Raw genomic sequence first — 16,148 nt, 5'->3', positions numbered from 1 at the left:
AAAAAAAGCCCTCCGAAGAGGGCCTTTATATTCAATTATTCTGAATCCTTAGTTCACTATGATCTTAGCGGTCTTGTATGAACGTGAAGATTGATCACCCATTTGGATGAAGTACACTCCGGCGGAAGCATAAGACATATCCAGATTGTAAACATAGCGATCACCCTTCTTCTCGAGGTTATTGAAAGCTAGTGTTTGTCCTAATTGATTGTAAATGCGGATAGATGCTATGCCGTCAAATCCAGTGATCAGAGATATTTCATATTGACTGTTTGGTTTGGTAACAACAATGAGATCTGAATTTGCCAACTCGCGATCCTGGATACTTAGCTCTCCGATTTGAGCCGTGTAATCTTCGGTTTCACCAAACTGTGTCGTAGCACAGGCATCGGGAGGAACAGGAGCATCCCAATTCGACTTAAATCGCATTCTGTGTTCTCCCAGAGCAGCACCTGCAGGCACCACAAGGTCGAATGTTTCGGTATACGAACCTGAACCCTGACCATCTGCGATCTCGTAATTATCCACTACCAATTCATCTGCTGTGAAAGTTCCATCGTCATTAAAATCGATCCAGGCAGAAACAAACTGATCTCCATAACCGGTGGTTACGGTAAGATCATAAGTAGTGTCCGGATCCAGATTGGCAACCTGGTTTGTAAAATCTCCGTATCCTTCACAACCCGATGGATTGTTGATCTGTTCGATAGAGATTAGCTGGAAGCCATCTCCAAAGGAACAATCCGCGGAAGGCTGACAATAGATCAGACCATTGACAACAGTTTTAGATGCAGTATCATTGGAAGTGTTGGAATCACCAGCCAGATTAGTCTTGGCTTCAATTAGGTACGATCCCGGTGCTGAAAGATCCGCGGTTTGTGCAAATGTATATTGCTCTACAGTGCCGGCTACTATTGTGCCGCTGTAGGTTTCTACCACAGGAGTCCCACCGTCTATGGTGTATTGGATCTCAGGATTGACGATATCGTTACTTCCGAAGTTTCGGATACTAACCACAATATCTTCGGTGGCGGTAAGCACACCGTTAACGGGCTCATCTATACTTACCATACCGATATCGTTTGGTTGAGGTGGTGTAATTTGGAATACACCAACAATACCTGAACGTCCCGTTCCGGAAGTCATATATTCATTGATAAACCAGAAAGTATCGTCATTTGAAGGATCAATATCCATTTTATTGTAATCACAATATCTTAGGTTTGGAACGTTGTTGGATGAAACTCCAATTTCTTCTTCGATAACTGTCATAGTTCCGAGAGCATCCCCGTCGAATCGTCCTGTGTAATAGGACCCTACTCGGAAATTGGTTGGATTCGGCGTAGTTGGACCCGCCATTGCGGAATATCCAAGCGCGATGTTACCATTGTTATCCATTATCATGCTTCCCATCCATGCGTGCTTGCCATCTGGCGAAGTAAAGGTGCCTTCCTGGTAAAGGGACCAGGGTTGGTTATCACCGGGTTGTCTCCATTCCATCCAGCGTACACCAGCTCTTTCTCCTGCTGAAGCATCGGTATCGACAACGAAGGTGAATAAGGCAGAGTTATGACCAGGGAACTTTCTGAACTGGGCCTGATTCATTACCGTATTCTGAACCGCATCGATATCCGAGCCTCCACCGGGCTGAGCCAGATTATCAAAGCTACCACCGTCAAAGACGCTTATAAAAGGGGCAACAGATATCTCAGTTGCTGCGGAAATGGTAGAGTTACCTATTGTACCCCAATCCATGTCTACGGTCCAGTATTTCACGTGGTCTGTAGCAATTCCACCGAATGCATCATCTTGAAGAAACACCACTGTTGCTCCTCCCGTTGCTGGCATATTGCCATCGGTAACACTTAGGAACTGTGGACTGAAGAACGGAGTTGTTCCTGCTACACCTGGTAAGTTAAAAGTAGCAATTTGAGCTCCGGGATCACCCGCTAGCATAGCATCTCTCTCTAAAGCAAAAATCTTCTGCGATCCCTGGGTGTTTTGTGTCATATAGTATCCATCGCTCCAGATGGAAAGTTTCTGGTAGTCATTGAATGATTGTCCATACACATTCCATCCGTCATTGATAGGATCCGGGCCGTCGGATACGGCAATGGACTGACTTGCACCTAAGAAAGTAAGCACCCATCGGTCCGCTGCATCGTCGTATGATACGGTTAGGTCACAACATCCACCACCTGGAAAGATAGCCGGATTAGGCGCCGTTGGGCCTTGAAGTACATTTCCGTTTTTATCGTAAATAGCAAATGCCGTATTCCATGTAACAATAACGTGGTTCGGACCAACTGCCATACTTGGATCGGTTGGACTCGACGTTCCGGTGTACGCATCGAATACAAGAAAAGGAGGTGCAGATCGAACGGATTGTGAGCTAGGGTGTGGATTTGCTGCGAGGTAGTCGTCCCAGTTTTGGGGATCTTTACCTATCACAACCTGGGGCCTTAGTGATCTTTTATCCTGTGCTTCGCGGGGAGTCATGTCAGGCTGGGTAAGTTCTGCTTTCCTGGAAGCAATAGAGGGAACATAAACCATAGAGTCAAAAGTTCCTACCCAATTAGGGCTTTGGGGTTCATTTGGCACAGGTTGGTCAACCTGCGCAGTTAGATTCGCTGTTAATATGAAACATATCATCAAGGCGAAATAGTTTTTTAACTTCATTTCGATAGTCTTTTAGTTAAATTTGTTTTGGTATTGTAAAAATACCATCAATATTTGAATTTTTATGAAGGATTTCACCAAATCTATATTTATTTAATAGCCTGTTGGTGAGTGATTTACTCAAATAAACCCCTAGTTATTGGATAGGTTAATTAAAAGAAATCATCAATTAAATAAATAGAGCCCTCCGTGGAGGGCTCTTTAAATATTGATATGTAAGTGGTTATTATCTTACAACAATTTTCGCAGTACGATAGGAATTAGATGCTCCATCTCCTATTTGGATAAAGTAAACACCCGCAGAGGCGTAAGACATATCCAACTGATATACATAACGATCTCCATTCTTCTCTATAGTATGTGCTTCCATCGATTGGCCAAGCTGATTGAAAACTGCCATTGATGCAACCCCATCAAAACTAGTGATCAGGGAAATCTCGAACTGATTATTCGCTTTTGTAACTACCAAAAGTTCAGATTCTATGATAGCCTGATCTTCAATTCCCAGTATAGTATTTGTAACTGTTTTTGTAGCCGTATCATTACTTGTGTTCGAATCGGCTGGCAAGTTGGTTTTTGCCTCGAAATCAAACGTTCCCTGTGCAGACAGATCAGCAGTTTGCGAGAAGGTATATTGCTCGGTTGTTCCGGCAGTAATAGTTCCACTGTAATTCTCAACAACAGGAGTTCCTCCGTTGATGGTATACTGAACTTCAGGATTTGCGATATCGTTACTTCCGTAATTTCTGATAGTTACGATGACGTCTTCCGTAGCCGTTAGGTTGTTACCACTGTTCGGTGCATCAATTGTCACCATTCCGATGTCATTCGGTTGTGGTGGTGTTAACTGGAATGCTCCAACAATACCTCTTCGTGACCCTTGCATGATCTCGTTGATAAACCAGAATTCATTATCATTGGAAGGATCTATGTCCATCTTATTGTAATCACAATAACGAACGTTAGGAACGTTATTGGCAGAAACACCTATTTCCTCCTCGATAACCGTCATAGTTCCCAGGGGGTCGCCATCAAAACGACCAGTATAGTACGAACCAACTCGGAAATTAGTTGGATTCGGCGTAGTGGGTCCGGCCATGGCAGAGTAGCCAAGGGCAATATTCCCGGCATCGTCCATGATCAAACTTCCCATCCATGCGTGCTTTCCATCAGGAGAAACGTAGGTACCTTCCTGGAAAATGGTCCACGGCTGCCCGTCGGATGTTTGTCGAAGTTCATACCAGCGAATCCCGGCTAGTTCGCCACCACCAGCATCGGTATCAACAACAAAGCTAAATAGGGCCGAGTTGTGACCCGGAAACTTTCTGAACTGTGCCTGGTTGTATATCGTGTTTTGCACGGCATCGATCTGTGCGCCCCCACCTGGCTGAGACAGGTTTTGAAAACTTCCTCCGTCGAATACACTGATAAAAGGAGTAGCAGGTAATTCTGTAGCGGCGGATATGGTAGAATTTCCAATCGTAGCCCAATCCATATCAACCGTCCAGTATTTAATGTGATCGCTCGTTACTCCTCCAAAGGCATCGTCTTGCAGAAATACTACAGTCGCACTGCCATCCGCAGGCATATTTCCATCTGTAACCGATAAGAACTGTGGGCTAAAGAATGGTAACGTCCCCTGAACACCCGGAAGATTGAAACTAGCAATCTGGGCAGCCGGATTACCAGCAAGCATTTCGTCACGCTCAAGAGCAAATACTCTTTGAGATCCCTGCACGTTCTGCGTCATATAGTAACCATCACTCCAGATAGATAATTTCTGGTAGTCATTAAATGATTGTGCATATACGTTCCATCCGTCATTAATAGGATCCGGACCATCAGAAACAGCAATATTTGTGCTACTTCCCAAGAACGTAACGACCCATCTGTCGGCGGCGTCATCGTAAGAAACTGTCAAGTCACAACATCCTCCACCAGGGAAAATAGCTGGTGCTGGTGATGTGGGTCCCTGAAGTACGTTTCCGTTTTTATCGTAAATGGCAAAGGCTGTATTCCAGGTTACAAAAACGTGGTTTGGACCCACTGCCATAGTTGGATCTGATGGACTGGAGTTAGAAGTAAATGCGTTAAATGTCAGGAATGGCGGAGCCACCTCAATAGTTTGTGATGCCGGATCCTGGTTAGTTGCCAGATAATCATCAAATGTTTGTGGGTCTGGCCCAATAGTTCCTGGAGCGTTTATAGATCTCTTATCCTGAGCTTCCCTAGGGGTGTCATCAGGAGGAGTTAGGATACTTTGCCTTGAGGCTAGGGAAGGAACATAGACCATAGAGTCGAACGTTCCCACAGATACAGGCCCTTGGGGTTCATTTGGCACAACGTTATTCACCTGTGCACTTAAAGACATTGATATTGCTAAAAGGAATATCAATGTGAAGTAGGTTTTTAACTTCATTTCAATAGTTTTTTAGTTAAAGTGGTATTTAAGAGCCTAAAAGTAACATCAATATTCGAGATATCCATAGGAGTTCATAAGAAATAGCTATTTTCAGGTGGTTGATTCAGAAGCACTTAATATTTATCACAAAACATTCTAAAAATCAAACGAAAGGCACGTAAATTGCAATTCCAACTATAAAAACACTTAAATCCATTAAAATGACTCTATTTAGAACACTTTTCGTATTGCTTTCTATAACAATTGTTTCCTGTAATTCTGGATCCAAAGCCACCAATGGTGATGGGCCGGACAAGGAGGAGTTAGCAATGATCGCAAAAAAAATGAAGGAAGCCGGATTTTACAGCGGCACGGTCATGTATTCTGATGCGGAAGGAGACTGTCCCTACACAATTGATGTGGACAGTGATGACTATACCTACCTGCTGGACCCGATCAATATGGATGAGAAATATCAAAAGGATGGTGCTAAGATCTGGTTTAAATTTGCCGGCTTGAAAATGATGAACCGTTGTGAGAAAGCCAACCCTATAAGTATTGTTGAGATACAGGATAGGATGTAGACTTACATCAACAGAATATTCAAAGGAAAAAAGGAGTGGTTATCGAGTTACGATAACCACTCTTTGAATGAAATACTGTTTTTTAGTTGAGCTGCGATTTCAGAAATTGGAATTCTTGTCTGCTCCATACTGTCCCTGTTCCGAAGTGTCACTGTATTATCTTCCTTGGTCTGGTGATCCACGGTAATACAGAATGGCGTTCCCGCTGCATCCTGTCTTCTGTATCTTCTTCCTACAGCGTCCTTTTCATCGTAGATCACGTTCATATCCCACTTAAGATCGTCTATGATCTCATGAGCTATTTCCGGAAGGCCATCCCTCTTTATGAGTGGTAATACTGCCACTTTTACCGGCGCAAGAATCGCAGGCAACCTGAGTACGGTTCTGGTGCTGCCGTCTTCAAGGGTTTCTTCCTGAAGTGATTTCGACAATATGGCCAGGAACATGCGATCAAGACCTATGGAAGTTTCCACTACATAAGGGACATAACTTTCGTTCAATTCAGGATCGAAGAACTGAAGTTTTCTTCCTGAAAATTCTTCGTGTGCCTTAAGGTCGAAGTCCGTTCGAGAGTGAATACCTTCCAATTCTTTAAATCCGAACGGGAAGTTGAACTCGATATCTGTGGCCGCATTGGCATAGTGCGCCGGCTTTTCGTGATCATGCCAGCGATAATTATCTTCTCCCAAACCTAAGGAGAGGTGCCAATTGAGGCGTGTTTCTTTCCAGTACTCGTACCACTTCATCTCTTCGCCCGGACGGCAAAAGAACTGCATCTCCATTTGTTCGAACTCACGCATTCTGAAGATGAATTGGCGAGCCACGATCTCGTTACGGAAGGCTTTACCCGTTTGTGCTATTCCAAAGGGAATTTTCATTCTTCCTGTCTTCTGAACATTGAGGAAGTTCACAAATATTCCCTGTGCTGTCTCCGGTCTTAAATAGAGATCGGTAGCACTATCTGCCGAAGCTCCTAATTTCGTGCCGAACATCAGGTTGAACTGTCGCACTTCTGTCCAGTTCTTGCTTCCGGACACCGGATCGGCTATTCCAAGTTCCTCGATCAGTGCCTTCACTCCAGCCAGGTCTTCACTTTCCAAAAGACGAGCCATCCTGTCCAGGATCTCCTGTTTTTGCTCACGGTATTTCAGTACCCTGGGGTTAGTAGTGACAAATTGTTGTTCGTCAAAAGACTCCCCAAAACGTTTCTTTGCCTTTGCTATTTCCTTCTTGGCTTTGTTTTCCAGCTTTTCGGCGTGATCCTCGACCAATACATCGGCCCGATAACGCTTTTTAGAATCCTTGTTATCGATCAGCGGATCGTTGAAAGCATCAACGTGCCCGGAGGCTTTCCAGGTTGTTGGGTGCATTAGGATGGCAGCATCGATACCTACGATATTCTGATGCATGTATACCATACTTCTCCACCAGTAATCACGAATATTGTTCTTTAGCTCCACACCTTGCTGTCCATAATCGTATACGGCACTTAATCCGTCGTAAATCTCACTGGAACCAAATATGTACCCATACTCTTTTGCATGGGATACCACTTTCTTAAACTGATCTTCATTGTTTGCCATAGCGCAAAAATAAAAAAACCGCTACGATAACATCATAGCGGTTTGGTTTTTTTAAGGATGATATTATTTCAACTCCATGGTAGTGGTCGCAACCTGCCTGGCGCCATCAAAAACATTGATGATATATCGACCTTCTATGAGGTCGTCTTCAACGGCATCCACAAGGACACAAACATCTAATTCTTCATTTTCATAGAATACGTTGGTCGCCTCACTGTAGTTGAGAGTGCCTTCTTCAAATTCCATGGTCGCCTTCTTGCCGAGTAGGTTATTTTTCGGATTGATCACTTGCACATACAACAGGCGATCTCCTTTTTCTGCTATCTCATTGGGAGTAAGCGTAAAACAGGCACGTACTTTATCAGCCCTGCTGGAGCGGCGTGTATCCACGATCTTTCCGCTACTTCTGATGATCACTGCTTCACCTCGCAGATCCACTGCGTTGACCACAGATCCCTTTTTGATCGTCTCGGCCATTGCGAGATTCTGTTCGCTAACCGAATCCACCACTTTGATGGTCTCGTTAAGCACCACATTAGTACTGTCGCGCTCCATAGCCAGTTGTTTATTAGCGGCTATGAGGCTATCCGCCTTCCGGAATAGGATCTTTCTTTCTTGTTTCAGTCGACCTATTTCAGACTTATACCTTTCTATTAGTGCCACATTGGCTTCGGCGTCTTTTACCGAATCAAGTAATACCTCAATGCGTTCGCGAGCAGAAAGTAAATCTTTATCTTTTAATTCGTTATCTTGTATAACCTCGTCGTAGTTAGCGATTAGGTCTTCCAATTCGCTTTCTATATCAGCTTTTTGCTGTTCCAAATTGCTTACGGTACTTTTACTATCCTTGTATAATGTAAAAGTGTAAACGGCCAGAGCAATGAGGAGGGCAGAGAGAATCCCGATGAGGACTTTAAATTTGGTGCTGCTGTTTTCAGTAGTTGTCATAGGTAATGGGTTTGTTTAGGTTTGTAGGGCAAATGTACTGCTGTGGTTCAGTTAGTTACGTTTATGAAATGGTAAATTTAATTAAAAAATGTTAAATCTTTTATTTCCAAAAATATGCAATGGATGCTCAGAAGTACTGCAATCTTCTGAAAATGTGTTATGTACACATTGTCGGCATGAATTACCCCTCGCAAGACATCACCTAACCGGCAATGAACAAATGAAGCAGGTTTTTTACGGTCGTATCCCGATAGAAAATGCTACAGCGCTATTGTATTTTCAGAAAAAAGGCAGCGTACAGCGACTATTACATAATTTAAAATACAGGGGACAAAAGCAAATAGGTGCTTTTCTGGGTTCATGGCTGGGTGCAGAACTGGCAGAAATACCCGAATATCGTGATATCGGTATGGTAATTCCGGTTCCCCTGCACCGGAGAAAGCAAAAGCTCAGAGGATATAACCAGGTAAGTGATTTCGGCAGGGAGATAGCCAAATCACTTAATGCGGAGTATCGGGCAGATATACTTCTGAAGACATCCAGAACAAGGTCACAGGTGTTTCAGAAAAGATCCAAAAGATTTAAATCGGAAAAACTCTTTAATGTCACCAACCCTGAACCACTTCAGCAAAAACATATCCTACTGGTAGACGATATTGTTACCACGGGTGCAACACTTGAAAACTGCGCCACTGAGTTGCTTGCCAATTCGAATGTCCGACTTAGTGTAGCCACCATGGCGATGGCATAAAAACTTTAGCTATTTTTGTGAGCATGAAGCAGCGCCTTTATTACATTCCTATTGTGCTCATCGGGATCCTCCTGATGGGGAATTGTGCAAAGAAAGGCAGGCCCAGCGGTGGACCTCTCGATACTATTCCACCCATGATCGTTAGGAGCGTTCCGGAAAACTTCACTACTAATTTTTCCGAAACCGAGATCCGTATCTACTTCGATGAATATATCAAGTTGAAAAATCTTCAGGAGAACCTGATCATTTCTCCTCCCATGAAGTACGACCCCATTATCACGCCTCTAAGTACTTCAAAGATGCTTCGCATACGTATACAGGATACTCTGGCCGAAAACACCACCTATTCTTTTAACTTTGGTAAGAGCATTGTGGATAATAACGAAGAAAATGAATTCGACTATTTTAAATACGTCTTTTCAACCGGTAGCTATATCGATAGCCTGAAAGTAAAAGGAAATGTGCTTGATGCCCAGCTACCAACGGCGGATTTCCCGGTAACCGTAATGCTCTATGAAGTGAACGAAGATTTCAAAGACTCCCTGATCTACAGTGAAAAACCTAGATATATTGCCACTACAAGGGATAGCTCCAACACCTTTGAGATCACTAATGTGAAAGAAGGGGAATACCTGCTACTTGCACTAAAGGAAAAGCTAAACGATTATACATTTCAACCCAAAACAGATAAAATTGGGTTTCTAAATGATAATATTACATTACCAAGCGACAGTTCGTATGCCGTAACAATCTTTAAGGAGGTCCCGGAGTTCAAATTTACACGTCCCTCCCAGTTAAGCAAATATCACATCGTTTTTGGATATGAAGGAGAAGTGGAAGGTGCGTCTCTCGAACCCCTTTCCCAGCTTCCCGATGGTTTTAGTTCGAAGATCGTACGTGACCTCGTAACTGATACATTACACTACTGGTTCAAACCGGAGATCGAGGCAGACAGTCTGTTGTTCATGGGTAGAAAAGGTAGTTTCGAGGACAGCCTTGAAGTTAGAATGAAGGATTTATATGCAGATTCTTTACTGGTTACTGCTTATAGAACGGGAACCTTAATCCCAAGAGACACTTTTAGTGTGAAGACTTCAACCCCTATAATTAGTATAGACGAAAGCAAGATCACCATTATGGACAAGGATACGTTGCCGGTCCGTTTTTCTTCCGTAATCCATCCGAAGAACAACCTGGCACAGTTCATTTTTGAAACTTCTGAAGATCAACGTTACCAAATGGAAATGTTACCTGGTGCGTTAACCGATTTTCATGAAAACGTGAGTGATTCGCTTTCGTTCACTGCAAATACAAAACAGCTATCCGACTATGGAACCATATCGCTTCAACTTCAGAATGTAAAACAATATCCTGTAATTGTACAGTTGCTCACCGAGAAGTTCGAAGTGGTAAATGAACAGTTTCTGAAGGAAGAGGCGGCGGTATATTTCGATTATATCGATCCGGGAAATTACTTCATCAGGCTTATCATAGACGCTAATGCGAATAACCGATGGGACAGTGGTAACTTTTTGCAGCGATTGCAGCCGGAAGACGTCGTTTACTACCCAAAATTGATCGAAGTATTGGCGAACTGGAGCCTGAACGAAACCTTTATATTAGATTAAAGGCATCCCTGTCATTTAAGAATTGAAGGTGCTTGCGTGTTGTTACGATATGCTCTTTCGAGAGGGAAACTGTATCGATAAATTCCTTCTCAAACTGACTTTTTGAAATATGGTCGCCCAGCACATTATACACGGCGCTGTGGCCAACGTATTCGTGGTCATTCCCGTCCAACCCTACACGATTCACCCCAACACAGTAGCTCATATTCTCGATCGCTCGCGCCCGAAGTAAGGCATCCCAGGCAGCAATGCGTTTCTTAGGCCAGTTAGCTACATAGATCAGCAGGTCGTAGTCTTCAGTGTTCCTAGCCCAAACGGGAAACCGGAGATCGTAACAGATCAATGGGCATATTTTCCATCCGTGATAGTCTATGATCAATTTCTTCTTCCCGGCCGTGTAGGTCCTGTGCTCTCCTGCCAGAGTAAAAGTATGTTTCTTATCATACCAATCGTAACTACCATCGGGGAAGACAAAATAGAGTCGGTTGAAATATTTACCTTTTTCTTTTACAATAATACTTCCTGTGATTGCCGAATTCATTTTGCCAGCCATATTCTGCATCCAACCAAGCGTTTCTCCTTCATGCTCTTCAGCCAGGTTCTTCGCATCCATGGAAAATCCCGTGGTGAACATTTCCGGAAGAATAACGAGATGCGTAGAATCATTAATGGATAGCATGGACTGTTCCAGGCTACTGCGATTGGCTACAGCATCTTCCCAATGCAAATCGGGTTGAATAATACTAATGATCAATTCATCTTTCATCCGGCTTTCTTTGATTCGATCAGTGTAACAATCTCTTGCATCCCTTGAGCTTTTGCATGATCCAACGCAGAGAGGCCTCGATCGTCTTTCACCTCCGTTTCTGCATTGTGATCCAGGAGTAATTTCACGATCGCAGTTTTTCCGAAGGTAGCAGCAAATATCAATGCTGAAGAACCATTAGAATTACGGATATTCACATCGGCTCCATGTTCGATGAGTTTTCTTGCAATATCTTCAAATCCCTTGAAGCATACTCCCATCAGGGCTGTATTCCCTGATGCATCCGTGGCATTGACGTCTTGTTCAACTTCCAGTAATGCAGAAACTACTTCTCCACTGCCAAAATAAGTTGCCAAAAGCAGGGGTGTAGAACCCCGGGGGTCTTTGGAATTGATCAGGGATGGATCGGAGGATAGCAGCTGCCTCACGGTTGTGGCGTCCTGGTTTCGGATAGCGTTAAAAAGTGCTTCACTCATGGGTTAAACGTTCGAATTTCAGTAAAAATACCATTCCGAAGGCTTTTGGACAAAATTTTCGCAAGCTGTTAACAGCTTAATTATTTCTGAAAGATCAAAGACTATTGATAATCTCGGCCGCCGCCTTTAGCGTTTCATCTGTTTTCGCAAAACAAACCCGTACTTGTTTGAAATCGGCTCCACTCCTATTAAACACTGAAGTTGGAATAGTAGCAAGTCCCTTTTCCTGGGTGAGCCAACGCGTGAATTCCAGGTCGCCAAGGTCGGAAATCTCGGAATAATCCAGCAATTGAAAATAGGTGCCTTTTGATGGTTTAAATTTGAATCTTGAACTCGAGATCAGATCGAGGAAAAGATCCCGTTTTCCCTGGTAAAAAGCCCCCAGGCCTCCATAGGTTTCGGGATTTGAAATGTATTCAGATAGTGCTTTTTGAATGGGATGATTCACACTAAACACATTGTATTGGTGTACTTTTCTGAATTCAGTCATGAGCACAGACGGTGCTACGCAATACCCGAGTTTCCAGCCGGTATTGTGAAAGGTTTTACCGAAAGAGGCGGTTATAAAGGTTCGCTCGGCCAGGGATGGATAACGGGCTGCACTCTGATGTTCTTCTCCATCGAAAATGATATGTTCGTAAACTTCATCACTTATAACATATAGATCGTTGTCTACTACTATTCGCTCCAGGGCTTCCATATCGGCTTTATCCAGCAAAGTCCCCGAAGGATTATGAGGGGAATTTATTATGATAAGCTTGGTTTTATCATTAATGGTTTCGGCTACTTCGTCCCAGTCTGGTTTAAAGTCTGGTGATGACAATTGGATGGCCCTGGGTGTTCCACCGAATAATTCTACTGCTGGTTCATAACAATCATAGGCAGGTGAAAACACTATCACTTCATCACCGTGATGAACGGTTGCCGCAATTGCCGTAAATATAGCCTGGGTGGCTCCTGCAGTGATGGTGATGTCAGTTTGCGCCTCGTATGAACTCCCATATGCTTGGTTCATTTTATCCACTATAAGTTCACGGAGCAGAGGATCACCGGGCATGGGAGCATATTGGTTAAAGCCACTCTTCATTGCCTCGTTTACCATCTGAATAAGTAACGGGTCACTTTCAAAATTCGGGTAGCCCTGTGAGATGTTGATCGCATTGTATTCTTGTGCCATTTTGCTCATAACAGCAAATATGGTAGTCGTAACATTTGGAAGCTTGGAAATCATGAGTTAAAGGTAATCCAATCGACCAAAAAAAGAGTGGTTGTGCATTAATTCATTGTATTTTGTTGAAAATGTGTATATTGCTAGCCCCAAATCTTGATTGAACCGAATGAAAAAGTGGATATTTTACCTACTTATCCTTTTCATCGCAGCCCCCGTCATATCTCAGGACGCTGCGAATATTCCTGTTATCCCGAATGAAAGAGACGAGTTTAAACAGCTAAAAGCTGCATCGGATCAGTACTACAACAATGGGAATTATAGAAAATCCTTAGAAACGAATATTGAACTTCTTAAGATCGCACTTAAGGTGGACAATCCCTATTTCAAACATCAGAGTTATCGCTTGCTGGCCTATGATTATATGGCTATGAACGACACTGTGATGGCCCGTGAAAATTTCTCGAAATCCATTCAATTTGCCAGGGAGTCTGAAAACGATACGGCCGTGGCTCAAATGTATATGGACATGGCGAATATCTATTCGTCTCTAGAACCGAACTACAAGAAGGCCATGAAGTACCACAATAAATCCGTGGATCAGTTGCTGAAGATCAACGATTCGGTAAATCTGGCCAAAGCGCATTATAACACCGTGCTTACTGCCTTCGAGGCTGGAAAATTCAATGAAGGATATGCGCACCTGTTGCGTGCACGAAAGCTTGAGAAATTTGAACCCCATAAGTCTTTCGGCGTTGGGCTCGATAATCTTATGGGTGAATACTACTACAGCAAGGAGAATTATGAAATGGCCCAAAAATATCTTCGTAAGGCTATTGAAATTGCGGATCGAGAAGGCTATGAACTTGAATTAGAGAATGCCTATTTCTATTTAAGTGAATGCTTGTACAACCTGGAAGAGTATCAGGAAGCTTTTTTGATCAAGGACAAGTACGAAAACATCACCATAAGCAATATGGAGAAGGCGATCTCTGCGGAAGGTGACGACTCTTCTGTGCGCTTTCAAATAGAAGAATACCGGAAGGAGATCCAAGCTGCCGAACTCCAGAATAGTCTTCAGGCCCAGATTGTTGAGAAGCAGAGTATGCTGAACAATGTGCTACTTATCGTGTCCTTTTGTATCCTCTTTTTACTACTCGTTTTATACCTGGCGTATAGGAAACGTAAAGAACTGGTAGCCGAGCTGCGAGTAAAGAATACTGAATATCTGTTGGCAAAAGAAGAAACGGAACGACTGTCTAAAGCCAAAAGTAATTTCTTCTCGACCGTGAGTCACGAGCTCAGGACACCGCTGTACGGGGTGATCGGACTAAGCACATTACTCCTTGAAGACAAGGCACTGAAGACGCATGAAAAGGATCTTAAATCGTTGAAGTTCTCCGCAGATTATCTGTTGGCACTCATTAACGACGTGCTACACCTTAACAAAATAGATTCCAAGACCGTGGAGAATGAAAAGGCTTATTTCGACATACGAGAACAAATAAATACGATCGTTTCTTCCTTTGAGTATATGCGGATCCAGAATTCGAATACCTTCCAAATAGACATTGACGATGAAATACCTCAATTGATCCGAGGTAATTCAGTACGACTTTCCCAGATCCTGATGAACCTCATCGGGAATGCCTGTAAATTCACGGAAGAAGGCAATATCTACGTTACTGCCCAACTCAAGGAGATGAGTTCCAACAAAGCTACGATCTCATTTGCTATCAGGGACACGGGTATCGGTATTGCGCAGGGCAAGCAGGAAACCATATTCGATGAATTCTCACAGGGAAGTAAACAAAACTATAACTATCAGGGAAGTGGGCTTGGACTGCCTATTGTTAGAAAATTACTGGCCCTGTCCAACTCAGAAATTAAACTAGAGAGCGAACTTGGCAAAGGTTCATCGTTTAGTTTCGATCTTACCTACGACATCCTGAACAAAGCCTACGTTAAGGAACCTGTTCAAACCCTGGACACTAAAGAATTGAAGGGTAAACGTATTCTTATCGTTGAGGACAACAGGATCAATCAAACCGTAACGCGTAAGATCCTTGAGCGCGAAGAGGTTATCTGTAATATTGCGGAAAATGGCAAGATCGCCATCGATATGGAAAAGGAAGATAACTACGACCTCATCCTGATGGATATCAATATGCCTGTAATGAATGGATTGGACGCTACACGTAAAATACGGGAGCGCAACAAAGAGATTCCTATCCTTGCTCTTACCGCTGTTGAAGTAGAAGAAATGCGATTCAGTATATACGATTCAGGTATGGACGATATCATCGTGAAACCCTACGACATTACCAAATTCACTCAAACTATCCTAAAACATCTCAACGGGATAGATAGAAAAGGAGATATCTCCAAACTTCGGGCGATGTAAGGTGTGATTAACCTCTTAGGCTGGCAGCAAGGTATTCCCTGTTCATTCGTGCTATATTCTCCAGAGAGATTCCTTTCGGACATTCAATTTCACAAGCGCCGGTGTTGGTACAATTACCAAAACCTTCTTTGTCCATTTGCTCCACCATATTAAGCACACGTCGAGTAGCCTCAACCCGCCCCTGAGGTAACAGGGAAAACTGACTCACTTTAGCAGCCGTAAACAGCATAGCACTCGCATTCTTACAGGCAGCTACACAAGCTCCACATCCTATACATGCGGCGGCGTTAAAGGCTTCATCCGCATCTTCTTTTTCAATTGGGATGGCATTGGCATCGATAGTGTTTCCGGAAGTGTTTACCGAGACATACCCTCCGGCCTGTTGAATGCGATCAAAGGCACTACGGTCAACCATAAGGTCTTTTATCACCGGGAATGCTTTAGCCCTGAAAGGTTCGATCACTATAGTATCACCATCGTTGAACTTTCGCATGTGCAACTGGCAAGTGGTAATCAGGCGGTCGGGACCATGAGGCTCTCCATTGATCTGCAATGAGCAAGTACCACAAATCCCTTCGCGGCAGTCATGGTCGAAAACCACCGGCTCCTCGCCTTTATCGATAAGCTGCGTATTCAACACATCCAGCATTTCCAGGAAAGACATATCACCATCGATTCCATCGATGGGATACGTTTGCATGCTTCCTTTTGACTGTGCGTTCTTTTGACGCCAAATTTTAAGAGTTAGTTTCATAGCAAC

12 protein-coding genes are annotated in these 16,148 nt (G+C 43.4%); 4 read left to right on the top strand and 8 right to left on the bottom strand.

The window, feature by feature from the left end:
* Nucleotides 1-48 precede the first annotated feature (48 nt).
* Entirely contained in the window at nucleotides 49-2,679 is a 2,631-nt protein-coding gene (locus J1N09_RS00760; protein WP_265197469.1) for a T9SS type A sorting domain-containing protein, read from the bottom strand.
* A gap of 226 nt (nucleotides 2,680-2,905) precedes the next feature.
* Nucleotides 2,906-5,098 (bottom strand): T9SS type A sorting domain-containing protein, encoded by a 2,193-nt coding sequence (locus J1N09_RS00755; protein ID WP_265197468.1) that lies wholly within the window; start codon nucleotides 5,096-5,098, stop codon nucleotides 2,906-2,908.
* A gap of 203 nt (nucleotides 5,099-5,301) precedes the next feature.
* On the opposite strand from J1N09_RS00755, the gene J1N09_RS00750 reads away from it, so the two are divergent.
* Complete coding sequence (locus tag J1N09_RS00750) at nucleotides 5,302-5,664, top strand: hypothetical protein (protein ID WP_265197467.1); 363 nt, start codon at nucleotides 5,302-5,304, stop codon at nucleotides 5,662-5,664.
* Nucleotides 5,665-5,711: 47 nt separating this feature from the next.
* On the opposite strand, the gene J1N09_RS00745 is transcribed toward J1N09_RS00750, so the two are convergent.
* Both J1N09_RS00745 and J1N09_RS00740 read right to left on the bottom strand, forming a co-directional pair.
* Nucleotides 5,712-7,247, bottom strand: coding sequence for a glycine--tRNA ligase (locus J1N09_RS00745; RefSeq protein ID WP_265197466.1), 1,536 nt, complete (start codon nucleotides 7,245-7,247; stop codon nucleotides 5,712-5,714).
* Between the two features lie 63 nt (nucleotides 7,248-7,310).
* Nucleotides 7,311-8,195, bottom strand: coding sequence for a hypothetical protein (locus tag J1N09_RS00740; RefSeq protein ID WP_265197465.1), 885 nt, complete (start codon nucleotides 8,193-8,195; stop codon nucleotides 7,311-7,313).
* 220 nt (nucleotides 8,196-8,415) lie between these two features.
* Here J1N09_RS00740 and J1N09_RS00735 point away from each other — a divergent pair, with 220 nt between their 5' ends.
* Complete coding sequence (locus J1N09_RS00735) at nucleotides 8,416-8,946, top strand: ComF family protein (RefSeq protein WP_321160785.1); 531 nt, start codon at nucleotides 8,416-8,418, stop codon at nucleotides 8,944-8,946.
* A gap of 23 nt (nucleotides 8,947-8,969) precedes the next feature.
* Nucleotides 8,970-10,574, top strand: coding sequence for an Ig-like domain-containing protein (locus J1N09_RS00730; RefSeq protein WP_265197463.1), 1,605 nt, complete (start codon nucleotides 8,970-8,972; stop codon nucleotides 10,572-10,574).
* Here J1N09_RS00730 and J1N09_RS00725 read toward each other — a convergent pair.
* From J1N09_RS00725 to J1N09_RS00715, 3 genes are all read right to left on the bottom strand, one after another.
* The gene (locus J1N09_RS00725; RefSeq protein ID WP_265197462.1) at nucleotides 10,561-11,340 is read right to left on the bottom strand and encodes an amidohydrolase; all 780 of its coding nucleotides are present in this window, start codon (nucleotides 11,338-11,340) and stop codon (nucleotides 10,561-10,563) included. The genes J1N09_RS00730 and J1N09_RS00725 overlap by 14 nt on opposite strands.
* Entirely contained in the window at nucleotides 11,337-11,816 is a 480-nt protein-coding gene (locus J1N09_RS00720; protein WP_265197461.1) for an ankyrin repeat domain-containing protein, read from the bottom strand. Before J1N09_RS00720 ends, J1N09_RS00725 begins: the two co-directional genes overlap by 4 nt.
* A gap of 94 nt (nucleotides 11,817-11,910) precedes the next feature.
* Nucleotides 11,911-13,047, bottom strand: coding sequence for a methionine aminotransferase (locus J1N09_RS00715; RefSeq protein WP_265197460.1), 1,137 nt, complete (start codon nucleotides 13,045-13,047; stop codon nucleotides 11,911-11,913).
* A 106-nt stretch (nucleotides 13,048-13,153) separates the two neighbouring features.
* Between J1N09_RS00715 and J1N09_RS00710 the strand changes: the two genes are divergently transcribed.
* Nucleotides 13,154-15,388 carry a response regulator gene (locus J1N09_RS00710; RefSeq protein ID WP_265197459.1) on the top strand — a complete coding sequence of 745 codons (2,235 nt, stop codon included), beginning with the start codon at nucleotides 13,154-13,156 and terminating at the stop codon, nucleotides 15,386-15,388.
* Between the two features lie 7 nt (nucleotides 15,389-15,395).
* Here the strand turns inward: J1N09_RS00710 and J1N09_RS00705 are convergent, their stop codons facing one another.
* On the bottom strand, nucleotides 15,396-16,142 hold the full coding sequence (locus J1N09_RS00705; RefSeq protein ID WP_265197458.1) for a succinate dehydrogenase/fumarate reductase iron-sulfur subunit: 747 nt from the start codon (nucleotides 16,140-16,142) through the stop codon (nucleotides 15,396-15,398).
* Between the last annotated feature and the right edge of the window lie 6 nt (nucleotides 16,143-16,148).

This window comes from Aureitalea sp. L0-47 (assembly GCF_026126405.1).
GTDB lineage: Bacteria > Bacteroidota > Bacteroidia > Flavobacteriales > Flavobacteriaceae > Pukyongia.
Note: the sequence above shows the minus strand (reverse complement) of the source record. Positions and strands in the feature narration are given on the sequence as shown.

Coding starts and splice junctions, on each gene's coding strand:
- J1N09_RS00725 (WP_265197462.1), bottom strand. CDS start 11,340: ATGAAAGATGAATTGATCATTAGTATTATTCAACCCGATTTGCATTGG.
- J1N09_RS00760 (WP_265197469.1), bottom strand. CDS start 2,679: ATGAAGTTAAAAAACTATTTCGCCTTGATGATATGTTTCATATTAACA.
- J1N09_RS00705 (WP_265197458.1), bottom strand. CDS start 16,142: ATGAAACTAACTCTTAAAATTTGGCGTCAAAAGAACGCACAGTCAAAA.
- J1N09_RS00740 (WP_265197465.1), bottom strand. CDS start 8,195: ATGACAACTACTGAAAACAGCAGCACCAAATTTAAAGTCCTCATCGGG.
- J1N09_RS00710 (WP_265197459.1), top strand. CDS start 13,154: ATGAAAAAGTGGATATTTTACCTACTTATCCTTTTCATCGCAGCCCCC.
- J1N09_RS00750 (WP_265197467.1), top strand. CDS start 5,302: ATGACTCTATTTAGAACACTTTTCGTATTGCTTTCTATAACAATTGTT.
- J1N09_RS00755 (WP_265197468.1), bottom strand. CDS start 5,098: ATGAAGTTAAAAACCTACTTCACATTGATATTCCTTTTAGCAATATCA.
- J1N09_RS00745 (WP_265197466.1), bottom strand. CDS start 7,247: ATGGCAAACAATGAAGATCAGTTTAAGAAAGTGGTATCCCATGCAAAA.
- J1N09_RS00720 (WP_265197461.1), bottom strand. CDS start 11,816: ATGAGTGAAGCACTTTTTAACGCTATCCGAAACCAGGACGCCACAACC.
- J1N09_RS00735 (WP_321160785.1), top strand. CDS start 8,416: ATGAAGCAGGTTTTTTACGGTCGTATCCCGATAGAAAATGCTACAGCG.
- J1N09_RS00715 (WP_265197460.1), bottom strand. CDS start 13,047: ATGATTTCCAAGCTTCCAAATGTTACGACTACCATATTTGCTGTTATG.
- J1N09_RS00730 (WP_265197463.1), top strand. CDS start 8,970: ATGAAGCAGCGCCTTTATTACATTCCTATTGTGCTCATCGGGATCCTC.